The sequence below is a fragment of the Actinoplanes sp. NPDC023714 genome (assembly GCF_040639855.1).
GTDB lineage: Bacteria > Actinomycetota > Actinomycetes > Mycobacteriales > Micromonosporaceae > Actinoplanes.
This window is the reverse complement of the sequence record NZ_JBFAAR010000004.1, coordinates 386702-412360: the sequence shown is the minus strand read 5'-3', so window position 1 is coordinate 412360 and position 25659 is coordinate 386702. Positions and strand designations below refer to the sequence as shown.

Here is a 25659-nt window from a genome sequence, read left to right as displayed (position 1 = left end):
GGTGCGTACAGATCGTCGCTACTCTCGCCGAGGGCCCGGCCCGGCAAGAAGCCGCGCCCCACCCGCCACAAAAGCGAAGCCCGCCGCCGGCACAGGCAAGACCGAACGGCGGGCCACTCGAAGAACCCGTCACCCGGGCAGGCGCGGACCCGCCTCCCGCTGCGAAGCCAGCCACTGCTCGACCTCGCCCGACGACCGCGGCAGCCCCGCCGACAGGTTCTTGCACCCGTCCGCGGTCACCAGGACGTCGTCCTCGATCCGGACGCCGACGCCCCGGAGCTCGGCCGGCACCAGCTCGTCCTCGGCCTGGAAGTAGAGGCCGGGCTCGACGGTCAGCACGTACCCTTCCTTGAGCTCGCCGTCCCGGTAGGTCTCCTTCCGGGCGTGCGCGCAGTCGTGCACGTCGATGCCGAGCATGTGGCCGAAGCCGTGCAGCGTCCACCGGCGGTAGATCGTCGAGTTCTCGCTCATCGCCTCGTCGACGCTGACCGGCAGCAGGCCGAGGTCGTGCAGGCCTTCGGCGAGGACGCGCATGCAGGTGAGGTGCACGTCCTTGAACTTCACGCCGGGCCGGATCGCGTCCATGCCGGCCTGCTGTGACGCGTGCACGATGTCGTACACCTGGCGCTGCAGCGGCGTGAACGTCCCGTTCACCGGAACGGTCCGGGTCACGTCGGCGGTGTAGAGGTTGTTGCCTTCGACGCCCATGTCCATGAGCAGCAGGTCGCCCGGCGTGGTGAGGCCGGTGTTGCGCACCCAGTGCAGGATCGTCGCGTGCGGCCCGGAGCCGACGATCGAGGTGTAGCCGACGTCGTTGCCGTCGTGCCGCGCCCGCAGCCCGAACACGCCTTCGAGCAGCCGCTCCTTGACCGGGCGGTCGGCCGGGAGGACCCGGGCCACGTCTTCGAAGCCGCGCACCGTCGCGTCGATGGCGTCCTGCAGCTGGGCGATCTCCCACTCGTCCTTGACGAGTTTCAGCTCGGAGATGACCCAGGCCAGTTCGCGGTCGCGGGGCTTGTCCCGGTTGGGCTCGTAGGCGAGCACCGCCCGGTCCACGTTGGCGTCGAGCCCGCGCAGCACCCGGGTGCGACCGGGCGCCGAGTTGGCCAGCACCGGGCCGAGGTGACCGAGCGACGCCGTCTCGACGCCGAGCTCCGCCGACTTCTCGGCGAGCGTGTGGGTGCGCCCGATCCAGAGTTCGCCGTTGCGGTCCCGGAAGAACCGGTCGGTCTCCTTCGAGTTGCGCTCCCGGGTGAACAGGACCGCGTCGTGCCCGGATCCGCTCGGCCGCAGCACCAGCACGCTGTCGGGGTCGCGGTCGCCGGTCAGATAGAAGAAGTCGCTCCCGGGCCGGAACGTGTAGTCGGTGTCGTTCGCCCGTACTTTCTCGTTGCCACTGGGAATGATCAGCGTCTCACCCGGGAACGCCTCGGAGAGCGCAGCGCGCCGCTTCGCGTAGTTGGGCACTTCCGGCAGCGGCGTGACCGCGAGCGGATCCTCCCGCCACCCACTGCGCATGAACTGCAGAAACGCCTCCGGGAAATCCGGGTCGTGCGACTCAGTCCTGGCTTGCTCGCCCATCTGAGGGTGCCTCCGTTCTCGCTGCCCCGACGGTACAACCCCGGCGGTGGGCGCGGCAGGCGCGGTCGCTTCCGCTCCCTTCATATGTACGAAGATCAGCGTGGCCCCCGCACCACGGAAGGCGTTCCCCACACCTCCCGTGGCCAAGGGTCACCACAGCGACCGATCGGCGCCGTCCCGTGGTGGCGCGTCCCCGGCCGGCCCGGCTAGGCCCGCCCGGGCTGGTTCACGTAGGCCGGCACCGGCTTCCGGGTCAGGCACGCGAGCCGCGCCCCCGCCGTCCCGGCCTCACCGTGCCCGGTGTGCGTGTTCTCGGCGTGCAGCACGAACGACCACGGCGGCCGCTCGGTGCTGAACCGCCACCCCTGCACGCTGCGCGCCGACCCGCGGCCCGCCGCGTCCGCGGTGAAGTCCAGCCAGACCTCGTTCTCCGGGTTCGCGTAGGCGGGGTCGACCGACGGCTTCCCCGGCCCGGCGGCCGGATCGACCCGGTTCTGATAGTGCGGCCCCGCCGCGGCCGGATCCGCGGTGCACGGGTTGTTGTGCAGGTGGGCACCGTAGGCCCGTCCCGGCACCAGCCCCCGAAGCTCGACCGTCACCGTGACCCCGCCCGCAGCCTCCGCGACGGCGACCTCGGCAGTGGCGCCGGCCGGTACCGCGGCAGTGTCGTAGGTGACGGCCGTAGCCCCTTCCCGCCACTCCCGGAACGTCCCCGCCGTGACCGCCCCCGGAACAAGCCCGGCCGGCGTCGTAGCAGTGGTCGGAGCAGGCGTGACGGTCCGCCCCGTGGCCTGCGCGCTGCTGCAGGCGCCGAGCAGAAGAGGTGCCGCAATGAGTGCTATAGCTCGATTCATCCGCAAATTGTCCCAAAGTCACCCATATGACTACGGCGGATCCCGCTCCCATCGACGAGCAGCCCAACCGTCCCCGTTCCCCATACCGCGACCCGGCCGAGCAGCCCGCCCGTCCCCGCTCTCCCCACACCGCGACCCGGCCGAACCCGCCGGCTTCGGGGCAGCGATGGACTGCAGCCGGCCTCGGTTCCGGCCGCGGACCGGGCTCGGCGGGCGGCGGGCGGTGGGCGGCGTGCGGCGTGCGGCGGGCGGGGAGCATGGCGCGGAACACGGACGGTGGTGACAACCAACAGTGCTCCGGGTGAATAGGCTTCGGGAATGGATGACAAGACTGTGCTGAGCCGGATCAACGGCTTGGTCGAGGAGGAGCACGCGCTCCGCCAGCAGCTGAGCCAGGGCAAGATCTCTTCCGACGAGGAGCACGCCCGGCTCAAGGACCTTGAAGAGTCGCTGGACCAGTGCTGGGACCTGCTGCGCCGCCGGCGGGCCGCCCGTACCGCGGGGAACGACCCGGACGGCGAGCAGGCGCACTCCGTCAGCGAGGTGGAGAACTACCTGCAGTGACGCGGTCCCGGTCGCGGCCGCCGTGAACTCGGCGGCCGCGGACCGGAAACCGGATACCGCGGGCTCGGCGGCCGCGGACCGGAAACCGGCCGCCGTGAACTCGGCGGCCGCGGACCGGGAACCGGATACCGCGGGCTCGGCGGCCGCGGGCCGGGAACCGGGCGCCGGCGCGGCATCCCGCTGAGGGGATGCCGGCGCGGCGCGGGGCGGGCGGTCAGCGCAGGCCCGCCTCGTAGTGCAGGCGCTCGATCAGCGTCTCCGGGTCGACGTCGAGGCCCCGGGAGCGGAACCAGGCGGCCACGTTCGTCACGTCCCGAGCGATGAACTCGCCGCCCCGCGGATTGGCGATCACATCGACGATCTGCGGCAGGTCGATCAGGACGAGGCGTCCGTCGTGGACCAGCGTGTTGTACGGCGACAGGTCACCGTGCGCCACCTGCGCCCGGGCCAGCACCGACAGCGCGTCGGTCATCTGCCGCCACAGGTCGGCCAGTTCGTCGTACGAGGCCCGCACCTGAGCGAGCCGCGGCGCCGCCTCGCCGCTCTCCCAGTCGCCGACGAACTCGAGCATCACCTCGGTGCCGATGAGCTGGACCGGGTACGGCACCGAGACCAGCCCGCTCTCCTGGCCGATCTGCCACAGCCGGCCGAGCGCGTCGAACTCGGCGGCCGCCCACTGGCCGGCGATCATCTCCTTGCCGAACGCGGTGCGGTTCGTCATGGCCCGCATCTCCCGGGAGCGGCGCACCCGGCGGCCCTCGAGGTAGCCGGCGTCGCGGTGGAACAGGCGGTGCTCGCCGTCCCGGTACCGCTTCGCGGCGATCATCGAGCTGGCGCCCGTGGTCGGATTGTGCCGGCGGACCAGGAAGACGTCGGCCTCCTTGCCGGTCTTCAGGATGCCCAGCTCGGTGTCGACGGCGCCGTATTCGGTCAGCACCCAGTCGGGGCGGGGTTCGGGACCGTGCAGAGCGCCGTCCCAGGTGGACCAGCGGTCGCCGACCTCGGGCAGATCGGGGTCTTCCTGCAGGACCGGCTCGAGCCGGCCGCGCTTCAGGAAGTCAGGTTCGTCGTCGTCGAACTTGCGGCGCCCACGCCGCATGGAGTGCTCGCGCACTGGAGGGTCTCCTCGGAGAAAGAAGGAAGAAGGGAAGTCAGGACAGAGGGCATGACAAAGACAGCCATGGTGTCCACACCTCCTTCTCTCTCGCGGGAACGACCTCGCGTCGAACCGGCACCAGGAAATCAGCCGGAGCGGGGGCCGCGCAACCTATTTAAATCAGCGGGTCGCCATGATGGCCGAGATCCCCTGGATCACGTTGCCGACCACCTTCGTCGGGGCGAACCGGTTGTCCACCCACTCGCGGCCCCGGTGCAGCCACACCGACGGCAGGCCCATCGCGGCCGCGCCGCCGATGTCCGCCTCCGGGCTGTCGCCGACCACCCAGGCACCGGCGAGCCGCATCCGCACCCGCTGAGCGGCGAGCGCGAAGATCCGCGGGTTCGGTTTGCTCACCCCGCACTGCTCCGAGATCACCCAGTCGGCGACATAGCGGTCCAGCCCGGTACGCCGGATGCGCGCCTCCTGCTGCTCGGCCGAGCCGTTCGTGACGACCACCGGAACGAGTCCCGCGTCCCCGGCGATCTCCAGCGCGCAGCCCACCATCGGATCGAGGCGCTCGAACGCCTGCGGTCCCGCGTTGAGCTCGTCGACGAGATCGATGGTCGGCACTCGTAGCTGGTAGCGGTCCTGAATCAGATCCGCGAGGTCCCAGCGTGAGGTCAGCCCGTCGGCGTCCACCGAGACGAGCCAGTCCAGGTCTTCCTGCGGCGCGGCTATCTCGTCGAGAAAGCCTTTCGCCCACAGACGGAAGGCACCGCCGCGATCAAGCAGGGTGTCGTCCAGAGCGAGGAAGACTAGAGGCACCCGGGCACTTTACGTGAGCCGCCACAGAAGCGAACAGTCCAGGAGTGTTAACAAAACCCTGACAGGATGACGAAATTCGCATCATCAGTTCAGGGGACGGCACGCTATAGGAAGCCGTACGTACGGATTGCAAGAGCCCGGCGCCCCGTGACACGATCAGCGGGTGCCCAGGGTTAGTCAGGACCAGCTAGACGCACGCCGCCACGAGATCCTCAGCGCGGCCCGTGCCTGCTTCGCGCGGTTCGGCTACGAGGGCGCCACGGTCCGCCGCCTCGAGGAGGCGACCGGCATGTCCCGCGGGGCGATTTTCCACCATTTTCGTGACAAGGAATCGCTCTTCCTGGCGGTGGCCGAGGACGACGCCGCCACGATGGTGGAGACGGTCACCCGCAACGGTCTCGTCCAGGTGATGCGCGACCTGCTGGAGCGGGCCGGCAACAGCGACGGCGACACCGCCGGCTGGCTGGGCACGCAACTCGAGGTGGCCCATCGGCTCCGCACCGACCCGGCGTTCGCGAAGCGCTGGTCCGAGCGTTCCGCCGCGATCGCCGACGCCACCCGCGAGCGCCTCGAGCGTCAGCGTGACGCCGGGGTGTTGCGCCAGGACGTGCAGGTCGAGGTCTTGACCCAGTTCTTGGAGCTTGCGTACGACGGACTGGTGCTCCACCTGGCCACGGGGCGGCCGCCCGGCGAGCTGGCCCGCGTCCTGGACCTGGTGGAGGAAGCCGTCCGCCGGCACTGAGCGCGCTCCCCTCGTACCCGGAAGAAAGCGCAAGCGGGCCGCCCGGGCCCGCGCCGCCGGGTGGCAGGATTCAGGGCATGGATCTCGGGCTGGCCGATCGCGTCTACATCCTCACCGGGGCCTCGCGTGGTCTCGGCTTCGCCACCGCGCAGGCGCTCGTCGCCGACGGCGCGCGGGTGGTCATCTCGTCGCGGGACTCGGAACGCGTCGCGGACGCCGTGACGGCGCTCGGCGGACCGGAGCACGCCGCCGGGATCGTCGCCGACCTGAGCGACCCGGACGCCCCGCGCGACCTCGTCGACACGGCGACGGAACGCTTCGGCCGGCTCGACGGCGCGCTCGTCTCGGTGGGCGGCCCCACGCCGGGCACGGCCGCGAGCATGAGCGACGACCAGTGGCGGCAGGCCTTCGAGACGGTGTTCCTCGGCTCGATCCGCGCGGCCCGGACCTTCGCCTCGGCGCTGCCCGAGGGCGGCGCGATCGGTCTCGTGCTCTCCACCTCGGTGAAGACGCCGCTGACCGGGCTCGGTCTCTCCAACGGTCTGCGTCCGGGTCTCGCGATGGTCGCCAAGGACATGGCCGACGAGTACGGGCCGCGCGGCGTCCGCGTGCTGAGCATCCTGCCGGGCCGGTTCATGACGGATCGGAGCCGTGAGCTGTTCGCGGCCGCCGACGACCCGGCCACCGCGACGGCCCAGGTCTCCGCCGCCATCCCGCTGCGCCGCATCGGCGAGCCCGCCGAGTACGGCCGGGTGGCCGCCTTCCTGCTCTCCCCCGCCGCGAGTTACGTGACGGGCACCGCCGTGGCCGTCGACGGCGGCTCGACGAGGACCCTGTGACCCTGTCCCCCGATTTCCGCAAGCCGTCCCCCGCCGAGGTGGCGGCCGCCGCCGGCCGCACCATCCCGGATCTGATCGGGCCGGACCTGCGGGTGCTGTTCTCCGGGATCAACCCGAGCCTGTACTCGGCCGCGACCGGCCACCACTTCGCCCGCCCCGGCAACCGCTTCTGGCCCACCCTGCACGGCGCCGGCTTCACCGACCGGCTGCTCCATCCGTCCGAACAGCACCTGCTGCCCGCCCTGGGCCTGGGCATCACCAACGTGGTCGCCCGGGCCACGGCCCGGGCCGACGAGCTGACCCCGGCCGAACTGGTAGCCGGCGGCGAGCTCCTGACCGCCCTCGCCGCCCGGCTCCGCCCCCGCTACCTTGCAGTGCTGGGCGTGACGGCATACCGGTCGGCGTTCGCCCGTCCCAAGGCCCGGATCGGCCCGCAGCCCGACGAGGTGGGCGGGGTGCCGGTGTGGGTGCTGCCCAATCCGAGCGGCCTGAACGCCCACTTCCAGCTGCCCGACCTCATCACCGCGTTCAGCCGCCTGCGCGAGGCCGCCGCCCGCGAGCCCGGCCACAGCGTGTCGAGTTGAGGCGCGGACCGCACCCCAACTCAACACACCCACCCCGAACCACCACAGCGTGTTGAGTTGAGGCGCGGACCGCACCTGAAGTCAACACGCCCAACCCGAACTGCCACAGCGTGTTGAGTCGAGGCGGGGATCGCACCCCGACTCAACACACCCGCCCCGAACCACCACAGCGTGTTGAGTTGAGGCGCGGATCGCACCTGAAGTCAACACGCGCTGTTGACGGCCGGGGTCAGCTGCCCGGCTTGTAGTCCGACACGCTCCAGCACTCGGCGCCGTCCGGGGTGTCCTCCACGTTGATCGTGACCTTGACCGGGTGGCCGTCGGCCGCGTCGAACTCGGTGGACACCTCGGCGCCGTCCTCATTGGCGGTCTCGGCCATCGTGACGAGCTCGGCGAGGGTCGGCACCTCGATCTCCTCGCCCTCCTGACCGGTGACGGGTCCGAGGTCGACCTCCGCCGACGCGGCCGGCGACGCGGCCGGGGCGCCCACCCGCTCGGCGGCCGTCACCGCGCCTCCGCTCACGGTGACCTGGTATTTCCCGAGAGGAGCGGCGGCGTCGCAGCCGCGGGTCATGACGTACGAATAGGCGGCCGGCTCGCTGAAGGCGGGCGCGGACGCGGCCGTCACCGGCGCGGCGGCGGACTGGGCCGGGTCGGCGAACTCCGGCTTCTCGTCGCCGGATGTGCATCCGCCGGCGAGGGCGGCCAGGACCAACGCGCCCAGGGCAGGCATGAACAGGGCACGCTCGAACCGCACCACGACCTCCGCTCCACGGCCACCGACCGTCGGCGGCGCGATCGCGCGGAGACGGACGACGCTCCCCGCGCGGCGCAATCTAACGCATCATCCTGCCCGCCCCGCGCAACCCGGCAGCTGTGACGAGCCGCACCGAAGCGTCAGTCGCGGACGAACACCGCCACCGACCGTGCCGGCACGACGAGCGAGCCGTCCACCATCGAGGCCTTCCGCAGTTCCGGGTCGGCCGATTCCACCAGCTCCGGATGCATGTATAAATCCGAAATATTCGAAATAGGTGATACCGACTCCGCAGCGGTCGCGTTGAAGACCACCACCACGGTCCGCCACGGCGAGTCCAGCCCCGTCGCGTCCAGCACCATCACGATCACCCCGGGCGCTTCCGCGGGCCCACCCAGCGGGAACGCCACCCGCCGCTGCACCTCGTCCGCAGTGGCCAGCCCGAACACGGCCGACGACCGCCGGATCCGCAGGATCTCCCGATAGCGCTCGGCCGCCATCTCCACGGCTTCCGGCGGCGGGACGAGACCCGGATCCCCCAACAGCGGCCGGGCCAATACCCATTTATCCGAATTATCCGCATAAGGCGGTAGCCCGACCCCGAACCCGTTCCCCGCACCAGGGTCCCACCGGATCTGGTTGAACCAGTCTCCCGAGTTGAACGAGTTCCGATCCAGCGACTTCGACCGCAACCGCTCACTCCCGAGAGCCACGAACCCGGCCCCCTGGCTGAAGACGACCAGCGACAGGGCCAGCACCTGCATCCGCGCCCGGTCGAGAGGAGACGTGTCCCGCGGCAGCTTGAACGCCAGGGCGTCGTACAGAATCTCGTTGTCATGGGCGTCCACATAGTTGATCGCCTCGCCGGGATCGTGCGCATACCCGCTCGGCGACCCGTTGTAGTCGATCTGGGAGCCACTGCGCTCGGCGCCGGTGTGCGTGACGAAGCGGTAGGACGCGAGCGCCCCGGACAGCCCCACCTTGATCTGATCATGAAGCCAGAGCGGGGTACGCGACCCGAGTCCCGAGGCGAACCCCTGGGATTCGCCCTCGAAACCCCGGACGGCGTCCCGGAGACGATCGTTGAAGGTCCCGATCCCGGTGCCCGCCATGTTGACCTGGGTGGCCTGGGCGAACCGGGCGTCGTACGCGACCTCCCCGAAGTTCCACCCCTCCCCGTAGAGGCAGATCTCCTTGCCGTACTCGCCGAGCCGGTCCAGGGCGATCCGCGCCTCCAGGATGTTCGCCCGCGGGTGGTGGCCCATCAGGTCGAACCGGAAGCCGTCGACCCGGTACTGGACGGCCCACGTCACCAGCGAGTCGATGACCAGCTTGCTCATCATCATGTGCTCGGTGGCGGTGTTCGGGCAGCAGGTCGACTCGGCGGTGCTGCCGTCGGCGAGCAGGCGGTGGTAGTACCCGGGCACGATCCGGTCGAGCACGCTGAACCGGTCGAGGCCGTCGCCCATCGTGTGGTTGTAGACGACGTCGAGCACGACCCGGAGCCCGGCCGCGTTGAGCGCCGCCACCGCCGAGCGCAGTTGCAGGATGCGCGCCGAGCCGGCCGGGTCGGTGGCGTAGCTGCCCTCCGGGGTCGTCCAGTGCCACGGGTCGTATCCCCAGTTGTAGCCGTCGGTGCCGGCCACCTCCATGACGGCGCGCTGCTGTTCCTCGGAGTCCGGCGGGAACGACGCGAGGTCGCACTGCGGCGCCGCCTGGTCGGCCCGCCGGTCCGGGACCGTGGCGAAGTCGTTCACCGGCAGCAGGTGCAGATGGGTGAGCCCGGCCTCGGCGAGCGACCGGAGATGCCGCATGCCGTGCGAGTCGGGCCTGGTGAACGCCGCGAAGGTGCCCCGCTCGGCTTCCGGCACCGACGGGTCGGCGATGGAGAAGTCGCGGACCGACACCTCGGCGATCTGCATCCGGGCCGGGGCGACCGCGGGCGGCTTCACCAGGGCGTCCCAGCCCATCGGCTTGAGGTCGGGATCGGACAGCGAGACGAGCTGGCTGTGCGTGGAGTCGGTGGCGAGCGAGTGCGAGTACGGGTCGGTCACGCTGGTGGTCACGACCCGCTGCGCCGCCGGATGCCAGAGCTCGACCCGGTACCGGTAGAACCGCCCGAGCCACTTGCGCTTCACGTCGGCCGACCAGACGCCGGTGACCGGGTCGCGCTCCATCGGCAGGATCCGGGGCTCGTCCGACGGCGTGCGGAACAGCTCCAGCTCCACGGTGATCGCCGTGGGCGCCCACACCGCGAGCCGCGGCTGGTCCTCGTCGTCGAAGGTGAGGCCCAGCTCGGCGTCGGCCGCGTCGGCGTAGAGGTCGTCCAGCACCCCGGCGAGCTGCACCGCCGTGAGCGCCACGACCTCGCCGCCCGCATCACGTCCGGTGATCAGCAGCCGGCCGCGGAGCAGGTCGCCGAGCGCCGCGTCGCCCATCTCCCGGATCGCGAAGGCGCGGTAGGCGCGCAGGTGCGGGAAGCGCCGGCTCTGCGCCTGGAAAAGGCCACCCGGGCGGGGTACGAGGGCAAGCTCCCGCGCCCCCGATTCCGGCGTCAACGAGACCGCGTCCAGCGTGAACGACACCGCCCGCGCCGCGAACCAGTCGGGCAGCGCGATCGTCCCCCGGTCGACGAAGACGGCGAAGGCGCGGGCCGGGTCGAGCTCCGGGCCGAGCGTGCCCAGATCGGGCCGGACCGGGGCGGCGACCCCGGCCTCGACCCACAGCTCCCGGGCCACGGTGAGGTCGAGCCGCTGGTCGTCGGGCAGGTCCTTCTCGTCGCCCCGGTGGATGACGTAGCGGAGCCCGACCGCGTCGGGCCGGACCGGGACCTCGAAGACCGCGCCGAAGGCGTCGAAGCGGGACGGCTCTCTCGGCGTACCCCAGGGGGTTTTGGATGTGACCGGGACCCCCTCCCAGCAGTGCAGGCCCCACCCGCTGTAGTCCCCGCCGGGTCGCCGGTAGTGGATGACGGCGAAGCCGGAATCCTGCTCCTCCTCGACCGCCGGCCCCTCGCTCGAGACCCGGCGATCGTTGGCGGTCACCCAGATCTCCGCGGTCTCGGAGACGTCGACCCACCGGTCCACCTCGACGTCCTTCGCGCCGAACCGGTGGATGACCAGGAATCCGACCTCGCGGGCGTTCTCGGACAGCCGCACGTGGGCGAACCGCCCGAAGGAGTCCTCGCCGGCGAACGGCGCGCCCTCCGGATAGGTCATCCCGGCAGCGACGTCACCCCAGGCGTGCAGCGACCAGTCGGCGTAGTCCCCATCCGGCCGGTGGTAGTGCACGATGAGCCATTGCGGACGGGTCCGGATCTGTGAAGAGGCAGAGGAGGCGGTCGCAGCGATCTCTATCGTCGTCACCGGACCATGGTCGCACCGGAACGCTCAGCGCGTGGCTATGACCGTGGTGATCAGCGGGCCGTCGGCGCCGGTGCGCACCAGGTAGCGGTACCGCTCGCCGGGGACCGCGCCGCCCTCGTCGTCCAGGTATTCCCACTCGACCGCGACCAGCGTGAGCGCCGTGGACAGCCGGTGCACCTCGAGCAGTTGGGCGTGCGCCGCCACGATCCGGTTCTCCCGGTACGCGGGCGCGGCCCCGAGGAACGACAGCGCCACCGCGGCCGGCGTGCTGAACGTGAAGCTGTAGGAGTCGGAGACGACGAGCCCGGGCAGTGCGTGGCAGCCGGCGATCGCCGCGACATCGCCGGTCGTGAGTGCCGTGCCGTACCGGCCGAAGAAGTCGGTGAGCTGGTCGGTGTCCGCCGGTGCCGTCATGCGGCGCGTATGCCCATCTATCGACGACCCCAAACCCCGCCGATGCTGACAGGATCGAGCAGGGAGACCCCGCCTTGCGGGGCCTAGCAAGACGGACGTACGGTTTATGGAAGACGCCAACCGAGAGTTAGGCATACCTAACCCGAAGGTCGCCCTTTCGGTGCGAAAGACTTGACTTCCAGTCGCTGGGTGTGAAGGAGATGACGGTGGCCAGCCTCGACACCTTTGGTGCGAAGAGCGAGCTGCGCGTCGGAGACGCGAGCTACGAGATTTTCACGATCGACAAGGTGAAGGGGCACGATCGCCTGCCCTACTCCTTGAAGATCCTCCTGGAGAACCTGCTGCGCACTGAGGACGGCGCGAACATCACCGCCGACCACATCAACGCGCTCGGCAGCTGGGACCAGAACGCCGACCCGAGTGTCGAGATCCAGTTCACCCCGGCACGGGTGCTGATGCAGGACTTCACCGGCGTTCCCTGCGTGGTCGACCTCGCCACGATGCGCGAGGCCGTGAAGGACCTGGGCGGCGACCCCACCAAGGTCAACCCGCTCGCCCCGGCCGAGCTGGTCATCGACCACTCGGTCATCGCCGACCTGTTCGGCCGCGAGGACGCGTTCCAGCGCAACGTGGAGCTGGAATACCAGCGCAACCGCGAGCGCTACCAGTTCCTCCGCTGGGGCCAGACCGCGTTCAACGAGTTCAAGGTCGTCCCGCCGGGCACCGGCATCGTGCACCAGGTCAACATCGAGTACCTGGCCCGCACGATCATGGAGCGCAACGGGCAGGCCTACCCGGACACCGTGGTCGGCACCGACTCGCACACCACGATGGTCAACGGCCTGGGCGTGCTGGGCTGGGGCGTCGGCGGCATCGAGGCCGAGGCCGCGATGCTCGGCCAGCCGGTCAGCATGCTGATCCCGCGGGTCGTCGGCTTCAAGCTGTCCGGCGAGGCGCCGGCCGGCACCACCGCGACCGACCTGGTCCTCACGATCACCGAGATGCTGCGCAAGCACGGCGTGGTCAGCAAGTTCGTCGAGTTCTACGGCCCCGGCGTCAGCGCCGTGCCGCTGGCGAACCGCGCCACCATCGGCAACATGTCGCCGGAGTACGGCTCGACCGTCGCGATCTTCCCGATCGACGACCAGACGATCGACTACCTCAAGCTGACCGGCCGCTCCGAGAAGGAGGTCGCGCTGGTCGAGGCGTACGCGAAGCGCCAGGGCCTCTGGCTCGACCCGAACGCCGAGCCGGACTACTCGGAGAAGCTCGAGCTCGACCTGTCGACGATCGTCCCGTCCCTCGCGGGCCCGAAGCGTCCCCAGGACCGGGTGCTGCTCAGCGAGGCCAAGCCGGCGTTCCGCGACGCCCTGGGCAACTACGTTCAGGATGAGGGACCGGCGGACGAGGCCAGCCAGGAGTCCTTCCCGGCCAGCGACCCGCCCGCCAATCACACCGATTCCGAAGCGGACAAACCGCACCTCTTCTCGGCCGCTCTCGGCTCGACGGGCCGGGTTTCCAAGCCCACCCGCGTGAAGGGCGACGACGGGGTCGAATACGAGCTCGACCACGGCGCCGTCGTGATCGCCGCGATCACGTCCTGCACGAACACCTCGAACCCGCAGGTCATGATCGGCGCCGCGCTGCTCGCGAAGAAGGCCGTCGAGAAGGGCCTGACCCGCAAGCCGTGGGTCAAGACCACCCTCGCGCCCGGCTCCAAGGTCGTCTCCGACTACTACGACCGGTCCGGCCTCACGCCGTACCTCGACAAGATCGGTTTCAACCTGGTCGGCTACGGCTGCACCACCTGCATCGGCAACTCCGGCCCGCTGCCCGAGGAGATCTCCGCGGCGATCAACGAGGCCGACCTGACCGCGGTCTCCGTCCTCTCCGGCAACCGGAACTTCGAGGGCCGGATCAACCCGGACGTCAAGATGAACTACCTGGCGTCCCCGCCGCTGGTCGTGGCGTACGCCCTGGCCGGCTCGATGGACATCGACATCACCACCGAGCCGCTCGGCACCGGCTCGGACGGCAACCCGGTCTACCTCAACGACATCTGGCCGTCCGCGCAGGAGATCGACGAGGTCATCGCGCAGGCCATCGGCGCCGAGGGCTTCTCGACGGCGTACCAGGACGTCTTCGCCGGCGACGAGCAGTGGCAGTCGCTGCCCACCCCGACCGGTGACACCTTCGCCTGGTCCGGTGACTCCACCTACGTGCGGAAGCCCCCGTACTTCGAGGGCATGGCCGCCGACCCGGCGCCGGTGCAGGACATCTCCGGCGCCCGCGTGCTGGCGAAGCTCGGCGACTCGGTCACCACCGACCACATCTCGCCGGCCAGCTCGATCAAGGCCGACTCGCCGGCCGGTAAGTACCTCGCCGAGCACGGCGTCCCGCGCGCCGAGTTCAACAGCTACGGCTCGCGCCGCGGCAACCACGAGGTCATGATCCGTGGCACGTTCGCGAACATCCGGCTCCGCAACCAGCTGGTGCCGGGCGTCGAGGGCGGCTTCACGGTCAACCACCTGACCGGCGAGCAGACCACGATCTACGACGCCTCGGTGGCCTACCAGGAGGCCGGCGTCCCGCTGGTGATCCTGGCCGGCAAGGAGTACGGCTCCGGCTCGTCCCGGGACTGGGCCGCGAAGGGCACCATGCTCCTCGGTGTCCGCGCCGTCATCGCCGAGAGCTACGAGCGCATCCACCGCTCCAACCTGATCGGCATGGGCGTGCTCCCGCTGCAGTTCCCGCAGGGGCAGAACGCCGAGTCGCTGGGCCTCACCGGCACCGAGACCTTCTCGTTCGCCGGCGTCACCGAGCTCAACGACGGCACCACCCCGCGCACCGTGAAGGTCACCACGGACACCGGCGTCGAGTTCGACGCGGTCGTCCGGATCGACACGCCCGGTGAGGCGGACTACTACCGCAACGGCGGCATCCTGCAGTACGTCCTGCGCAAGATGCTCCGCAGCTGATCCCTGCAGTTCCGGAAGCCCCGTCTCACCTCGAGGCGGGGCTTTCGCATTCGGCCGTGTTCTCAGGCCGACGCATGGCTCCCGCGGTCCGCGCCTTCGGCGGCCTCGTCCGCCGCGGCGTGCGCCTCCTGCTCCCGGCCGACCCGGTCGAGGAACACGGCGTGCCGCTTCAACGCCTTCGCCAGTTCCTCGGTGGCGGTCCGCCGCCGGTGCGCCACGCATTCGGCGCTGTACTCCACGGCATCGGCCCACCGACCCAATTCGGACAGCCGATCCGCGTGGTCGCTCAGCGACTGCCCCAGCCGCGCCTCCGCCCCGGGATCCTCCTGGGCGAGCCGCCGCCACATCTCCAGGGCCCGCTCGCTGATGACCACGGCTTCGGCGTGCTCGCCCGCGTCGGCCATCGCGAGGGCGAGAGCGGACAGCCCGCGCGCCAGCGCAGTCTCCGGAAGGGCCTCCACGATCGACGTGGCCTTCCGTTCGGCGTCCCGCGCCTCGTCGAGCCGCCCGGCCCGCACGAGCCGGTTCGCCAGCGTCACGAGCGCGGTGGCGAGCAGCTGTGCCCGTTCGGGGGCGGCCCAGGACAGCGACGCCGCCTCTTCGGCCAGTGCCAGCGCCTCGCCGTGCCGGTCCAGCGCGGCGAGATACCCCGACTGATCGGTGAGGGCCCGCACCAGTACCGGCTCCGCCCCCTTCACCCGATCGCCGGCGAGCCCGCGCAGAGACCGCACCGCTTCCTCCCCGAGCCCGGCCGCGGCAGCCGCCTCCCCTGCCCGAAATGCCCGCCCGGCCTCATCGACGACCTCAACAGCCCGCGCCACCGGACCACCCGCATGCCGAAGCTTCCGCATCCAACCCACGCCGAAAATCTAAAAACACCGATCAAGCCCCCGCCAACCGGGGTGTTCAAAATGCAAACCAAGGTCAAATTCATGTCGCAGCGGGGTGGGTGTCACCGACCGCAGCTCCCGCCGAGGGCGCGCCGCTACTCGCTGGCCGCTACGCGTCCATCCCGCGAGCACACAACGCGCGACCTGCGTGATGGGTTGCGCCCTCCTCCTATCAGTCCACCCTCCCCAACTCCCCGAAAACCCGGCCAGCAGCCCAACCCTCCCCGATCCGCCACCGAACACCATGCCGGTCGCCTACCCCCGCGATCGCGGCACCGAGGAAGCGCGCTGGCAACCATGGACTGCAGCCGGACTCCCGCGCCGCGCCACGGCCACCACCGTCGAGCGACTGCCGGGAGCGACCGAGCAGACACCCACGCACCCTCTGCCGCCGGGAAGCCACACGGCAGGCGGGGTCAGCACGGCAGGCGAGAGTCAACGCGGCCGACAAAAGACCGGCGCGGCCGGTGGCAGGTCAGCGCCGTCCCGCGTCGAGGTCGTCGGTGGGGCGCGGGGGCAGCACCCGCTGCTCGTGCACCGCCGTCTCGCGGCGGGAACTGTCGGCCGACGGGTGCCAGGCCTCGTCGATCGGGCCCATCAGGCCGCCGCCGACGCCCCTGCGCCGGGCCCAGCCGGCGAACCGCCACAGGGCATGGAGCAGGGCGGCCACGATCCCGGCGGTGATGAGCAGGCCCGTCACGCGTTTCACCGTACCCATGAAAGAGAGGAACGGGAATCAGGGCTCGATGGTGCGGGCGGGCACGGTCAGGATCTCGACGTCCTCCTCGGGGTAGGTGGGTGACGCGGTCGCGAACTGGGTGCGGTAGAGCTCGGAGTAGAGCCCGCCGGCCCCGACCAGCTCGGCGTGCCTGCCGCGCTCGGCGATCCGGCCGTGGTCGAGCACCAGGATCTCGTCGGCGTCCCGGATCGTCGAGAGGCGGTGCGCGATCACCACGGCGGTGCGGCCGCGCAGTGCCTCGGCGAGGGCGCGCTGGACGGCCGCCTCGGACTCGCTGTCGAGGTGGGCGGTGGCCTCGTCGAGCACCACGATCGACGGCTGTTTCAGCAGGATCCGGGCGATCGCGAGGCGCTGTTTCTCGCCGCCGGAGAAGCGGTAGCCGCGCTCCCCCACGACCGTGTCGAGACCGTCGGGCAGGGTCCGGACCAGGTCGGCCACCTGCGCGCCCTCCAGCGCCGCCCACATCTGCTCCTCGGTGGCGCCGGGAGCGGCGTACCGGAGGTTCTCGGCGATCGTCTCGTGGAACAGATGCGAATCCTGGGTGACGACGCCGATGGTGTCGCGGAGCGAGCCGAGCGTGGCGTCGCGGACGTCGACGCCGCCGATCAGCACGGCTCCGCCGGTCACGTCGTAGACCCGGGACAGCAGCATCGAGGTGGTCGACTTGCCGGCACCGGACGGGCCGACCAGCGCGACCATGCGACCGGGCTCGACGGTGAAGTCGACGCCGTCGAGGACGAGCTCGTTCTCCCGGCGGTCGAGGGCCGCCACGTCTTCGAGAGTGGCGAGCGAGACCTCGTCGGCGCTGGGGTAGCGGAACCGCACGTCACGGAACTCGATCCGGCCCGCGCCGGCCGGGATCGGGGTGGCGCCGGGCTTCTCGGCGATGCCGGGGGCGAGGTCGAGCACCTCGAAGACCCGGTCGAACGAGACGAGCGCGCTCATGACGTCGACCCGGACGTTGCTGAGCGCGGTGAGCGGCCCGTAGAGCCGGGTCAGCAGCAGGGCCAGGGTCACCACGGTGCCGGCCGAGACCTGCCCGTTGACCGCGAGCCAGCCGCCCAGACCGTACGTCAAAGCCTGGGCCAGCGACGCGACCAGCAGCATCGCCACGAAGAAGGTGCGCGAGTACATGGCCTGCTGCACGCCGATGTCGCGGACCCGCTCGGCGCGCTCGCCGAACCGGGCGGCCTCGGCGTCGGGCCGGCCGAAGAGCTTGACCAGCAGCGCGCCGGAGACGTTGAAGCGCTCGGTCATGGTCGCGTTCATCTTCGCGTCCAGGTTGTACGACTCGCGGGTGATCTCGGCGAGCCGGCTGCCGACCCGGCGCGCCGGGATGATGAAGACCGGCAGCAGCACCAGCGACAGCAGGGTGATCGGCCAGGACAGCGTGAACATCACGACGGCGGTGAGCACGAGCTGGATGACGTTGCTGAGCACGCCGGAGAGGGTCGAGGTGAACGCCCGCTGGGCGCCGACCACGTCGTTGTTGAGCCGGCTCACCAGGGCGCCGGTCTGGGTACGGGTGAAGAACTGCAACGGCATCCGCTGGACGTGGTCGAAGACCCTGGTCCGCAGCGTGAGGATGATGCCCTCGCCGATCCGGGCCGAGTACCACCTCTGGGCCAGGGACAGCAGCGCGTCGGCGACCGCGAGGCCGGCGATGAGCAGGGCGATCCGCACCACCGTGCCGGCCGCGTCGGCGCCGCCGCCGGTGATCGCGTTGATCACCTGGCCGGCGAGCAGCGGCGTGGCCACCCCGATCCCGGCCGCGACCACGACGGTCAGCAGGAACACCGTGATGTCCCGGCGGTAGGGCCGGGCGAACCGGAGGATGCGCCGTCCGGTGCCGCGCTTGACCTGATGCTTACGCACCTGGTCGGAGCGCTCGATCGAACGCAGCATCATCCAGCTGGACGTCGGGTTCATTCCTCACCTCCCGGGTGCCAAGCATGCACCGCGGGTATGACAACCCGGGAGGTGAGTCCTTTACTCCCCGGATCCGAGCAGGTCGCTGAGGCGCCGGGTCTGCGCCTCCCGCTCGGCACGGTCCTGCTCCGCGTACGACCGCTGGGGCGCACCCAGGAGCAGGGCCTTGATCTCGGCGACCGCGCCGGGGTCGCCGGCCAGGATCGCCGCGGCGAGGTCCGAGACCGCGGCGTCCAGGTCGGCTCGTGGCACGACGGCGGTGGCGAGGCCGATCCGGTCCGCCTCGTCCGCCGGGATCCGCCGGCCGGTCACGCAGATCTCCAGCGCCCGGGACGGGCCGACCAGCTCGGTGAGCCGCTTCGTACCGCCCAGATCGGGCACCAGGCCGAGGGTCACCTCGGCCATGGAGAACTTCGCGTCGTCGGCGAGCACGCGCATGTCGCAGTTCAGCGCGAGCTGGAAGCCGGCGCCGATCGCGTGCCCCTGAACGGCGGCGATTGTCACAATGGACGGGCTCCGCAACCACGTGAACGCGGTCTGGAAGCCGGCAATCCGATCGGCGCACTCGGTGGCGGACAACTGTGCCAGTCTGGCCAGTGAAGAATCGCCCTCACCGCGTGCGACCGACAGATCCAGGCCCGCCGAAAAGGCGCGGCCCTCGGCTCGCACAATGACGACCCGTACGTCGCCCGGTAATTTCCTCGAAATGTTGCCCAGCTCCGTCCACATGGCCGGAGTCTGTGCATTGAGAACGTCGGGCCGGGACAACGTCACCGTTGCCACCGGCCCGTGGAGTTCGTAGCGAACGCCTGGTTCGTCGCTCACCGGGACGGCGTTGCCGGACGTCACGCCTTCTTGCGGCGGCGGGCGCCGCCACGCTGGCGCAACTGCACGCCCGATTCGGTGAGCACGCGGTGCACGAATCCGTAGGACCTTCCGGTGGAAGCGGCCAGCGCCCGGATGCTCTCGCCCGAGGTGTATCGCTTCACCAGGTCCTTGGCGAGCGACTGCCGCTCGCTACCGACGATTCGACGACCCTTCTCAGTACTGGTAGCTGTGCCAGTGGCTGCCATCTTGAATCCTCACGTCGCAGACAGTGCGGTCAGATACGGTCCCACCTATTACACCGTCTCCAACGATCATGCGCCAGGCATCTAGCGCTCGCGAACGTGCCCATTTATTACTGTCAGGAACTTGACGGTTACCACAGGCATCAATGTCAGACAGTTTGCCGGCAGCAGCCCGCGAGGCAATTCCGGTCCGACCGTGATCGTCCGGCGCGCTCCCCAAGACCATCGATCACCTGCAGAAACACTCGATCGAGACGACCCGCAGGTGGGAGGCTTGACCGCTCCGGAGAGTGGGATGATCGCTCCAGAGGGTGACGAAAAGACGGGCCGGGTGCGGTCATCGCCGCGCCCGACCCGTCCGTAAACGCCCGAACATCGCACTGTCTGTGTGGGCACCAGTTGACAACTGACGATGCAGTTGATCCCCGGGAAATTCGCACCACGTGAGCGATCACATGCTCTGCGTGACCCCTCGGGGGCTCAGGCCAGCTCGACCAGTTCCAGCAGATCGTCGCTCCACGCGTCCTCGTCGCCGTCCGGCAGCAGGATCGCGCGGTCCGGCTTGAGCGCCTGCACGCAGCCCGCGTCGTGGGTGACCAGCACGATCGCGCCCGGGTAGTTGGCGATGGCGTCGAGCACCTGCTCGCGGCTCACCGGGTCGAGGTTGTTCGTCGGCTCGTCGAGCAGCAGCACGTTCGCCCCGGAGCAGACCAGCGTGGCCAGGGCCAGCCGGGTCTTCTCCCCGCCGGAGAGCACCCCGGCCGGCTTGTCGACGTCGTCACCCGAGAAGAGGAAGGCACCGAGGATCTTCCGCAGCTCGGTGTCGGTCTGCTCGGACGCGGCGCTGCGCATGTGGTCGAGGATGGTGCGGTCCACGTCGAGCGTCTCGTGCTCCTGGGCGTAGTAGCCCAGCCGCAGCCCGTGCCCCGGCCGCACCTCGCCGGTGTCCGGTTCGAGCAGCCCGCCGAGCATCCGCAGCAGCGTCGTCTTGCCGGCGCCGTTGAGACCCAGGATCGCCACGCGGCTGCCCCGGTCGACGGCGACGTCGACATCCGTGAAGATTTCCAGCGATCCGTACGACTTGGAGAGGCCGGACGCCGTCAGCGGGGTCTTGCCGCACGGGGCGGGGCTGGGGAACCGGACCTTCGCCACCTTGTCCGAGGCGCGGGTCTCCTCGAGCCCGCCCAGCAGCTTCTCCGCACGGCGGGCCATGTTCTGCGCCGCCACGGTTTTGGTGGCCTTCGCCCGCATCTTGTCGGCCTGCGCCATCAGCGCGCCGGCCTTCTTCTCGGCGTTGGCCCGCTCACGGCGGCGCCGGCGCTCGTCGGTCTCCCGGGCTTCCAGGTAGGTCTTCCAGCCCATGTTGTACATGTCGACGACCGAGCGGTTGGCGTCCAGGTACCACACCTTGTTGACCGCGGCGTCGAGCAGCTCGACGTCGTGGCTGATCACGATGAGGCCGCCCTTGTGCTGGGCCATGTATCCGCGGAGCCAGGCGATCGAGTCCTGGTCGAGGTGGTTGGTGGGCTCGTCGAGCAGCAGGATGCCCTTGCCGTTCTGCCCGGAGTTGGCGAACAGGATGCGGGCCAGCTCGATCCGGCGGCGCTGACCGCCGGAGAGGGTGCCGATGGTCTGCGCCAGGGCGCGGTCCGGCAGTCCCAGGTTCGCGCAGATCCGCGCGGCCTCGGACTCGGCGCCGTACCCGCCGAGCGCGGAGAACTGGTCCTCCAGCTGTCCGTAGCGCCGGACCAGCTTGTCGTCCGAGCTCTCCTCGAGCTGGATCTCGAGCTTCTGCATCTCGGCGAGGATGCTGTCCAGGCCGCGGGCGGAGAGCACCCGGTCGCGGCCGGTGACGTTCAGGTCGCCGGTGCGCGGGTCCTGCGGCAGGTATCCGATCTCACTGGTCCGCTCGACCGTGCCGGCGTAGGGCGTGCCCTCGCCGGCCAGCACCTTCAGCGTGGTGGTCTTGCCGGCGCCGTTGCGGCCGACCAGGCCGATCCGGTCGCCGGGCTGCACCCGCAGCGTCGTCGGGGAGATGAGGATCCGGGCGCCGGCGCGGAGTTCCAGTCCGGTGGCGGTGATCATTAAGCTTCTCGCTCTCGGGAAAACGGGCTGACTCAGGGCGCAAGAAAGCGCCGGCCATCGGGGAGGACGGTCGGCGCGGGGCAGGTCAGCCTTCGCAGAGCAGCACGCGACCATAGTACCGGTCACCCCCGCGGAGCTCCCACTCGATTAGTTCACAAGATCAACGGGTACTCGCCCGGGCAACCGTGGCGAAGGCAGGACGACATGGAACTGAACGAACGCGCCGACATCGACACCAGTCAGATCGAGGACGGCCGGGGATCGGGTGGCGGGGGCGGCGGCATAGGCGGGCTGCCGATCGGTGGCGGCGGCCTGGCCGGCATCGTCGTGACCCTGGTCATCGCGCTGGTCGGCGGGTACTTCGGGATCAACACGATCGGCGGGGACGGCGGCGGATCGTCCACCGGCACGCCGCTGTCGGCGTGCACCGGCGAGCAGAAGCTCCAGCAGCTGGAGTGCCGCAACGCGCTCTACGTCACCTCGATCCAGGACTACTGGCAGGACGCCCTCCCGCAGTCCTTCGGCGAGCAGTACAAGCCCGCCGTCACGCACATCTTCGCGAACCGGGTGAGCACCGCCTGCGGCGCGGCCGACTCCGGCGTCGGGCCGTTCTACTGCCCGGCCGACGACAAGGTCTACATCGATCTCTCCTTCTACCAGGTGCTGGCCAAGCAGCTCGGCGCCCCCGGCGAGTTCGCCCAGCCCTACGTGCTGGCCCACGAGTACGGCCACCACGTGCAGGACGTGCTCGGCACCGAGGCGGAGATGCGCCGCCGGCAGGAGCGCGACCCGTCCTCGCAGAACGAGGAGTCGGTGAAGCTGGAGCTGCAGGCCGACTGCTACGCCGGCGCGTGGGCGAACCACGCCGCGAACACCACCGACGCCGACGGCGACAAGATCTTCACGAGCCTGACCGAGCAGGACATCCAGGAGGGCATCCAGACGGCCGGGCAGATCGGTGACGACACGCTGCAGAAGCAGGGCGGCGGCCAGGTCAACCCGGAGGAGTTCACGCACGGCACGTCCGCGCAGCGCCAGCAGTGGTTCCGGGTCGGCTACGAATCCGGCGACCCGAAGCAGTGCGACACCTTCAAGGCCGGCGCGGTGAGCTAGGGCTCGCGCACCAGAATCGTCACTGCGCGAGCCGCGGCGACTGCGGACACCAGGACCGCATGCCGCGGCTCGCGCACATCCAGGAAACGGTCGGCGCGCAATTCCGCGATGCGTTCCAGATCCCGTGACGCCAGCACCGCCTCGACCGCCGAACGATCCCCTCCGGTGATGACGGCCGTCAATCTTCGTACCTCTGGAAGAAGAATGCGCCCCACGATGCCGGCGCCATCGGCAGCGGCCGCTTTCGCCTGATTGTCCCGGCGGCGCGCGAAGCGCTGCTGCGACCAGCCGCCCGCCGCGGTCCGGCCCTGCACGTAGTGGGTGTCCACCTTGGACGTGATCAGTTCCGGACCCACGGCGATGCCCACGGCCACCGCGCCCTTCCGCGCGAGCAGGAGTCCGAGCCTTCGCGGCGTCTGCGCCTGATGGATCAATTCGGTCAGCGTCACGGCCGGGCCGGCGCCGGGAGGCTCGCTCAGCGTCGCCGACGCGCCGTCCGCGGCGGTCACCGTCAAACCCTCTTCCCGGTACGGCCCGTGCCGCGTCGCGAAATTATCCAGCCAGCGCGACAGCCGTTCCGGAGCGACGTCGACCCATTTCCCGCCACCCGCGGCCGCGCGTTCACCCATTCTCGTCACAGTACGGTGGCAGGATGCCTGGACTATGAGCGACCTGGCCGGGACTCTGATGGAACGCCTCACCGCCGAGTTCGCGTCGGCGCGTGATCCGGAACGGGCCGTGGGCATGGAGGCGTACATGCGCGACCAGTTCGCGTTCCACGGCCTGCCGTCGCCGATCCGCCGGGCCCGGGCGCGCGCGGCCCTCACCGGCCTCGGCCCGTGGAGCGCCGACGATCTCCGGGCGGTGGCGCTGGCCTGCTGGGACCGGGAGGAGCGCGAGTTCCAGCAGTTCGCCTGCGACCTGCTGACCGCGCACGTCACCGTCCCCGGTCCGGACTTCCTCGGCACGCTGCGGATTCTGATCACCACGAAGTCCTGGTGGGACACGATCGACCCGCTCGCCACCCGCGTCGTCGCCGGTCTGGTGCGGCGCCATCCGGCCCTGGTCGCGCGGATGGACGAGTGGCACCGCGAGGAGAACATGTGGCTGGTCCGGACGGCGATCCTGCACCAGCTGCACTACGGCGCGGCGACCGATACCGATCGGCTGTTCGGCTACTGCGCTGCGCAGGCCCGCCATCCCGACTTCTTCGTGCGCAAGGCGATCGGCTGGGCGCTGCGGCAGTACGCCCGCACCGATCCGGCCGAGGTCCGCGCCTTCCTGGCCGAGCACGCGGCCGACCTCTCCCCGCTGTCGATCCGCGAGGCGTCGAAGCACCTCTAATCCACCCCGTCCGCGTGTCGACTTCAGGTCCGGTCCGCACCCCAACCCAACACGCCCCCGGAGAAACCCGCCCACGTGTTGAGTCCGGGTCCAATCCGCACCCCAACCCAACACGCAAGCAGGACGGCCCGACTCATGTTGACTTCCGGCCCGCAACGCACCCCAACCCAACACGCCCCCGGAGAAACCCGCCCACGTGTTGAGTCCGGGTCCAATCCGCACCCCGACTCAACACACAAGAAGGGCGGGTCGTCAGGTGGTGAGGAGGAGGTGGAGGGCCAGCGCGGCGATCACGGCGCTCGAGATGAGGGCCGTGATCAGACGGCCGCGCTCCCCGGTCAGTACCCGCCCGATCAGTGACCCGCCGCCGGCGATCAGCAGCTGCCAGCTGGCGCTCGCGAGGAATGCGCCGGCGACGAACCATACGCCGCCGCCTTCACCTCCGCTGCCCAGGACCAGCGCCGCGAAGTAGATCACGGTGGCCGGGTTGAGCAACGTGAGCGCGAGAACGCCGAGATAGGCCTTGCCGGCGCCGGTCGTTCCCTCAGCCGCCCGAACGCCGCGGACCCGCTCCCCGGCCGAGCCCGGCCCGGACGGCGGCCCACCGGCCGAGCCCGGCCCGGGTGGCGGCCCGCCGGCCCTCTTCAGCCGCCGGCGGAAAGGCAGGGCGCCCCATGCCGTCCAGGCGGCCAGGGCGAGCAGGATGACGGCGCCGGCCCAGCGCAGCGGTACCGCCACCGGGGCGATCGCCGCCGCCACGGCCGCGCCGCCGGCCACCGCCACCAGCGCGTAGAGGCCGTCGGCGGTGGCCGCGCCGAGACCCGCGGCGGCACCCACCCGCAGTGAGGTGCGGGCGCTGAGCCCGGCGATCAGCACGCCGATGGCGCCGACCGGCACCGCGATCCCGTATCCGGCGACCACGCCGGCGAGGAAGGCGCCGCTCATGACAGCTGCCGTGACACCGCCGTTCCGCGGACGCGCTGCTGCTGCCCGCCGGCCCGGACGGCAGCGGGGGCAGAGACGGCGGAGTACGGCTCGAAGACGGTCACGCCGCCATCATCGGCCCGGACACCCCTTCCGGCCACCGAATATCCCACCGCCATTCGGTCACGTGACGCATCTCCTCGGATCCGGAGGGTGACCGGCGGGGGTTCCGCTCGATAAGGTCCGATCATGGTCGCTGAACTGATCCTGGTCCGGCACGGGCAGAGCCTGGCCAACGTCGCCTTCGCCGCCGCCGACGCCGACGACCTCATGGAGGCGGAGGTGAGCGGCCGGGACGCCGAGGTGCCGCTGACCCCGGCCGGCGAGGAGCAGGCCGCCGCGCTCGGGCGCTGGCTGGCCACGCTTCCCGGGGAGCACCGGCCACAAGTGGTGATCACCTCGCCGTACCTGCGCGCCCGGGAGACCTGGCGGATCGCCGCCGAGTCGTCCGGGCTCGACCTGCCGGAACCGCGGACCGACGACCGGCTGGTGGACCGGCTCATGGGCGAGCTCGAACTGCTCACCCACGCGGCGGTCGCGGCCCGGTACCCGGGCGAGGCGGCGCGGCGGGCCGAGGCCGGCGAGTACGAGTACGCCCCGCCCGGCGGCGAGTCGTTCGCCGACATCCGGGTGCGCCTCCGGTCCTTCCTCGACGACCTGCACCGCGACCACGGCGGCCAGCGCGTGGTCGTCGTCGCCCACGACGCCGTCGTACTCATGATGCGGGCCGTCGTCGAGGATCTGGAATGGGACCAGGTGCTCGCCGTGGAGGCCGAGTCGGGCAGCGTCCGCAACGCGTCGATCAGCCGGTTCGACGGCTCCTCCGGCCGTCTCACGCTGGACAGTTACAACGTCATCGACCATCTGCCATCCCCATAGGCATAGACGGACATCTTGCAAAGA

23 protein-coding genes are annotated in these 25659 nt (G+C 70.6%); 8 read left to right on the top strand and 15 right to left on the bottom strand.

Translation table 11 applies throughout. The features are described 5' to 3' along the window. Positions 1-129: 129 nt before the first annotated feature. Entirely contained in the window at positions 130-1581 is a 1452-nt protein-coding gene (locus tag AB0G10_RS21195) for an aminopeptidase P family protein (RefSeq protein WP_360924049.1), read from the bottom strand. Positions 1582-1787: 206 nt separating this feature from the next. Further along, entirely contained in the window at positions 1788-2435 is a 648-nt protein-coding gene (locus AB0G10_RS21190) for a superoxide dismutase family protein (RefSeq protein ID WP_360924046.1), read from the bottom strand. A 318-nt stretch (positions 2436-2753) separates the two neighbouring features. Here AB0G10_RS21190 and AB0G10_RS21185 point away from each other — a divergent pair, with 318 nt between their 5' ends. Continuing rightward, entirely contained in the window at positions 2754-2999 is a 246-nt protein-coding gene (locus AB0G10_RS21185) for a DUF2630 family protein (protein ID WP_360924042.1), read from the top strand. 214 nt (positions 3000-3213) lie between these two features. On the opposite strand, the gene AB0G10_RS21180 is transcribed toward AB0G10_RS21185, so the two are convergent. Next, complete coding sequence (locus tag AB0G10_RS21180) at positions 3214-4098, bottom strand: RIO1 family regulatory kinase/ATPase (RefSeq protein ID WP_360925000.1); 885 nt, start codon at positions 4096-4098, stop codon at positions 3214-3216. Between the two features lie 177 nt (positions 4099-4275). Next, positions 4276-4923 (bottom strand): HAD family hydrolase, encoded by a 648-nt coding sequence (locus AB0G10_RS21175; protein ID WP_360924039.1) that lies wholly within the window; start codon positions 4921-4923, stop codon positions 4276-4278. Positions 4924-5086: 163 nt separating this feature from the next. On the opposite strand from AB0G10_RS21175, the gene AB0G10_RS21170 reads away from it, so the two are divergent. The 3 genes from AB0G10_RS21170 (at position 5087) to mug (ending at position 7088) form a co-directional block, all read left to right on the top strand. Then, entirely contained in the window at positions 5087-5665 is a 579-nt protein-coding gene (locus AB0G10_RS21170; protein ID WP_360924036.1) for a helix-turn-helix domain-containing protein, read from the top strand. Between the two features lie 77 nt (positions 5666-5742). Beyond that, on the top strand, positions 5743-6504 hold the full coding sequence (locus AB0G10_RS21165; protein ID WP_360924033.1) for an SDR family oxidoreductase: 762 nt from the start codon (positions 5743-5745) through the stop codon (positions 6502-6504). Next, positions 6501-7088 carry a G/U mismatch-specific DNA glycosylase gene (mug, locus tag AB0G10_RS21160; RefSeq protein ID WP_360924030.1) on the top strand — a complete coding sequence of 196 codons (588 nt, stop codon included), beginning with the start codon at positions 6501-6503 and terminating at the stop codon, positions 7086-7088. The genes AB0G10_RS21165 and mug overlap by 4 nt, the downstream gene beginning before the upstream one ends. Positions 7089-7317: 229 nt before the next feature. On the opposite strand, the gene AB0G10_RS21155 is transcribed toward mug, so the two are convergent. From AB0G10_RS21155 to AB0G10_RS21145, 3 genes are all read right to left on the bottom strand, one after another. Continuing rightward, positions 7318-7845, bottom strand: a complete 528-nt coding sequence (locus AB0G10_RS21155; protein WP_360924027.1) for a hypothetical protein — start codon at positions 7843-7845, stop codon at positions 7318-7320. A gap of 140 nt (positions 7846-7985) precedes the next feature. Beyond that, on the bottom strand, positions 7986-11210 hold the full coding sequence (gene pulA / locus AB0G10_RS21150) for a pullulanase-type alpha-1,6-glucosidase (RefSeq protein ID WP_360924024.1): 3225 nt from the start codon (positions 11208-11210) through the stop codon (positions 7986-7988). Positions 11211-11234: 24 nt separating this feature from the next. Next, on the bottom strand, positions 11235-11624 hold the full coding sequence (locus AB0G10_RS21145; RefSeq protein WP_360924021.1) for a hypothetical protein: 390 nt from the start codon (positions 11622-11624) through the stop codon (positions 11235-11237). Positions 11625-11815: 191 nt separating this feature from the next. Between AB0G10_RS21145 and acnA the strand changes: the two genes are divergently transcribed. Next, on the top strand, positions 11816-14602 hold the full coding sequence (gene acnA, locus AB0G10_RS21140) for an aconitate hydratase AcnA (RefSeq protein ID WP_360924018.1): 2787 nt from the start codon (positions 11816-11818) through the stop codon (positions 14600-14602). Positions 14603-14664: 62 nt separating this feature from the next. Here acnA and AB0G10_RS21135 read toward each other — a convergent pair whose 3' ends face one another. The 6 genes from AB0G10_RS21135 to AB0G10_RS21110 all read right to left on the bottom strand — a co-directional run bounded on the left by AB0G10_RS21135 (position 14665) and on the right by AB0G10_RS21110 (position 21315). Beyond that, positions 14665-15333, bottom strand: a complete 669-nt coding sequence (locus AB0G10_RS21135) for a tetratricopeptide repeat protein (protein ID WP_360924015.1) — start codon at positions 15331-15333, stop codon at positions 14665-14667. A 634-nt stretch (positions 15334-15967) separates the two neighbouring features. Then, positions 15968-16201 carry a hypothetical protein gene (locus tag AB0G10_RS21130; RefSeq protein ID WP_360924012.1) on the bottom strand — a complete coding sequence of 78 codons (234 nt, stop codon included), beginning with the start codon at positions 16199-16201 and terminating at the stop codon, positions 15968-15970. 27 nt (positions 16202-16228) lie between these two features. Then, on the bottom strand, positions 16229-18160 hold the full coding sequence (locus AB0G10_RS21125; protein ID WP_360924009.1) for an ABC transporter ATP-binding protein: 1932 nt from the start codon (positions 18158-18160) through the stop codon (positions 16229-16231). Between the two features lie 60 nt (positions 18161-18220). After that, positions 18221-19009: an enoyl-CoA hydratase/isomerase family protein gene (locus AB0G10_RS21120; protein WP_360924006.1), complete on the bottom strand. Its 789-nt coding sequence runs from the start codon at positions 19007-19009 to the stop codon at positions 18221-18223. Continuing rightward, positions 19006-19233, bottom strand: a complete 228-nt coding sequence (locus tag AB0G10_RS21115; RefSeq protein WP_014441759.1) for a helix-turn-helix domain-containing protein — start codon at positions 19231-19233, stop codon at positions 19006-19008. The genes AB0G10_RS21120 and AB0G10_RS21115 overlap by 4 nt, the downstream gene beginning before the upstream one ends. A gap of 477 nt (positions 19234-19710) precedes the next feature. Beyond that, on the bottom strand, positions 19711-21315 hold the full coding sequence (locus AB0G10_RS21110) for an ABC-F family ATP-binding cassette domain-containing protein (protein WP_360924002.1): 1605 nt from the start codon (positions 21313-21315) through the stop codon (positions 19711-19713). A 204-nt stretch (positions 21316-21519) separates the two neighbouring features. On the opposite strand from AB0G10_RS21110, the gene AB0G10_RS21105 reads away from it, so the two are divergent. Then, entirely contained in the window at positions 21520-22428 is a 909-nt protein-coding gene (locus AB0G10_RS21105; RefSeq protein ID WP_360923999.1) for a neutral zinc metallopeptidase, read from the top strand. On the opposite strand, the gene AB0G10_RS21100 is transcribed toward AB0G10_RS21105, so the two are convergent. Further along, a complete protein-coding gene (locus AB0G10_RS21100; RefSeq protein WP_360923996.1) occupies positions 22425-23057 on the bottom strand; it encodes an acVLRF1 family peptidyl-tRNA hydrolase in 633 nt (210 codons plus the stop codon). The genes AB0G10_RS21105 and AB0G10_RS21100 overlap by 4 nt on opposite strands. A gap of 34 nt (positions 23058-23091) precedes the next feature. Between AB0G10_RS21100 and AB0G10_RS21095 the strand changes: the two genes are divergently transcribed. Then, positions 23092-23772: a DNA alkylation repair protein gene (locus AB0G10_RS21095; RefSeq protein WP_360923993.1), complete on the top strand. Its 681-nt coding sequence runs from the start codon at positions 23092-23094 to the stop codon at positions 23770-23772. Positions 23773-24024: 252 nt separating this feature from the next. Here AB0G10_RS21095 and AB0G10_RS21090 read toward each other — a convergent pair whose 3' ends face one another. Further along, on the bottom strand, positions 24025-24717 hold the full coding sequence (locus AB0G10_RS21090) for a LysE family transporter (protein ID WP_360923990.1): 693 nt from the start codon (positions 24715-24717) through the stop codon (positions 24025-24027). Positions 24718-24945: 228 nt separating this feature from the next. Here AB0G10_RS21090 and AB0G10_RS21085 point away from each other — a divergent pair, with 228 nt between their 5' ends. Continuing rightward, entirely contained in the window at positions 24946-25635 is a 690-nt protein-coding gene (locus AB0G10_RS21085; RefSeq protein WP_360923987.1) for a histidine phosphatase family protein, read from the top strand. The last annotated feature ends 24 nt before the right edge of the window (positions 25636-25659 follow it).

What these genes read in the sequence shown, in the direction of transcription:
- AB0G10_RS21180 (WP_360925000.1), bottom strand. Translation starts at nt 4,098, where the DNA reads ATGCGGCGTGGGCGCCGCAAGTTCGACGACGACGAACCTGACTTCCTG.
- AB0G10_RS21125 (WP_360924009.1), bottom strand. Translation starts at nt 18,160, where the DNA reads ATGAACCCGACGTCCAGCTGGATGATGCTGCGTTCGATCGAGCGCTCC.
- AB0G10_RS21085 (WP_360923987.1), top strand. Translation starts at nt 24,946, where the DNA reads ATGGTCGCTGAACTGATCCTGGTCCGGCACGGGCAGAGCCTGGCCAAC.
- AB0G10_RS21090 (WP_360923990.1), bottom strand. Translation starts at nt 24,717, where the DNA reads ATGAGCGGCGCCTTCCTCGCCGGCGTGGTCGCCGGATACGGGATCGCG.
- AB0G10_RS21165 (WP_360924033.1), top strand. Translation starts at nt 5,743, where the DNA reads ATGGATCTCGGGCTGGCCGATCGCGTCTACATCCTCACCGGGGCCTCG.
- AB0G10_RS21145 (WP_360924021.1), bottom strand. Translation starts at nt 11,624, where the DNA reads ATGACGGCACCGGCGGACACCGACCAGCTCACCGACTTCTTCGGCCGG.
- AB0G10_RS21195 (WP_360924049.1), bottom strand. Translation starts at nt 1,581, where the DNA reads ATGGGCGAGCAAGCCAGGACTGAGTCGCACGACCCGGATTTCCCGGAG.
- AB0G10_RS21190 (WP_360924046.1), bottom strand. Translation starts at nt 2,435, where the DNA reads ATGAATCGAGCTATAGCACTCATTGCGGCACCTCTTCTGCTCGGCGCC.
- AB0G10_RS21095 (WP_360923993.1), top strand. Translation starts at nt 23,092, where the DNA reads ATGAGCGACCTGGCCGGGACTCTGATGGAACGCCTCACCGCCGAGTTC.
- AB0G10_RS21185 (WP_360924042.1), top strand. Translation starts at nt 2,754, where the DNA reads ATGGATGACAAGACTGTGCTGAGCCGGATCAACGGCTTGGTCGAGGAG.
- AB0G10_RS21115 (WP_014441759.1), bottom strand. Translation starts at nt 19,233, where the DNA reads ATGGCAGCCACTGGCACAGCTACCAGTACTGAGAAGGGTCGTCGAATC.
- AB0G10_RS21100 (WP_360923996.1), bottom strand. Translation starts at nt 23,057, where the DNA reads ATGGGTGAACGCGCGGCCGCGGGTGGCGGGAAATGGGTCGACGTCGCT.
- AB0G10_RS21110 (WP_360924002.1), bottom strand. Translation starts at nt 21,315, where the DNA reads ATGATCACCGCCACCGGACTGGAACTCCGCGCCGGCGCCCGGATCCTC.
- AB0G10_RS21105 (WP_360923999.1), top strand. Translation starts at nt 21,520, where the DNA reads ATGGAACTGAACGAACGCGCCGACATCGACACCAGTCAGATCGAGGAC.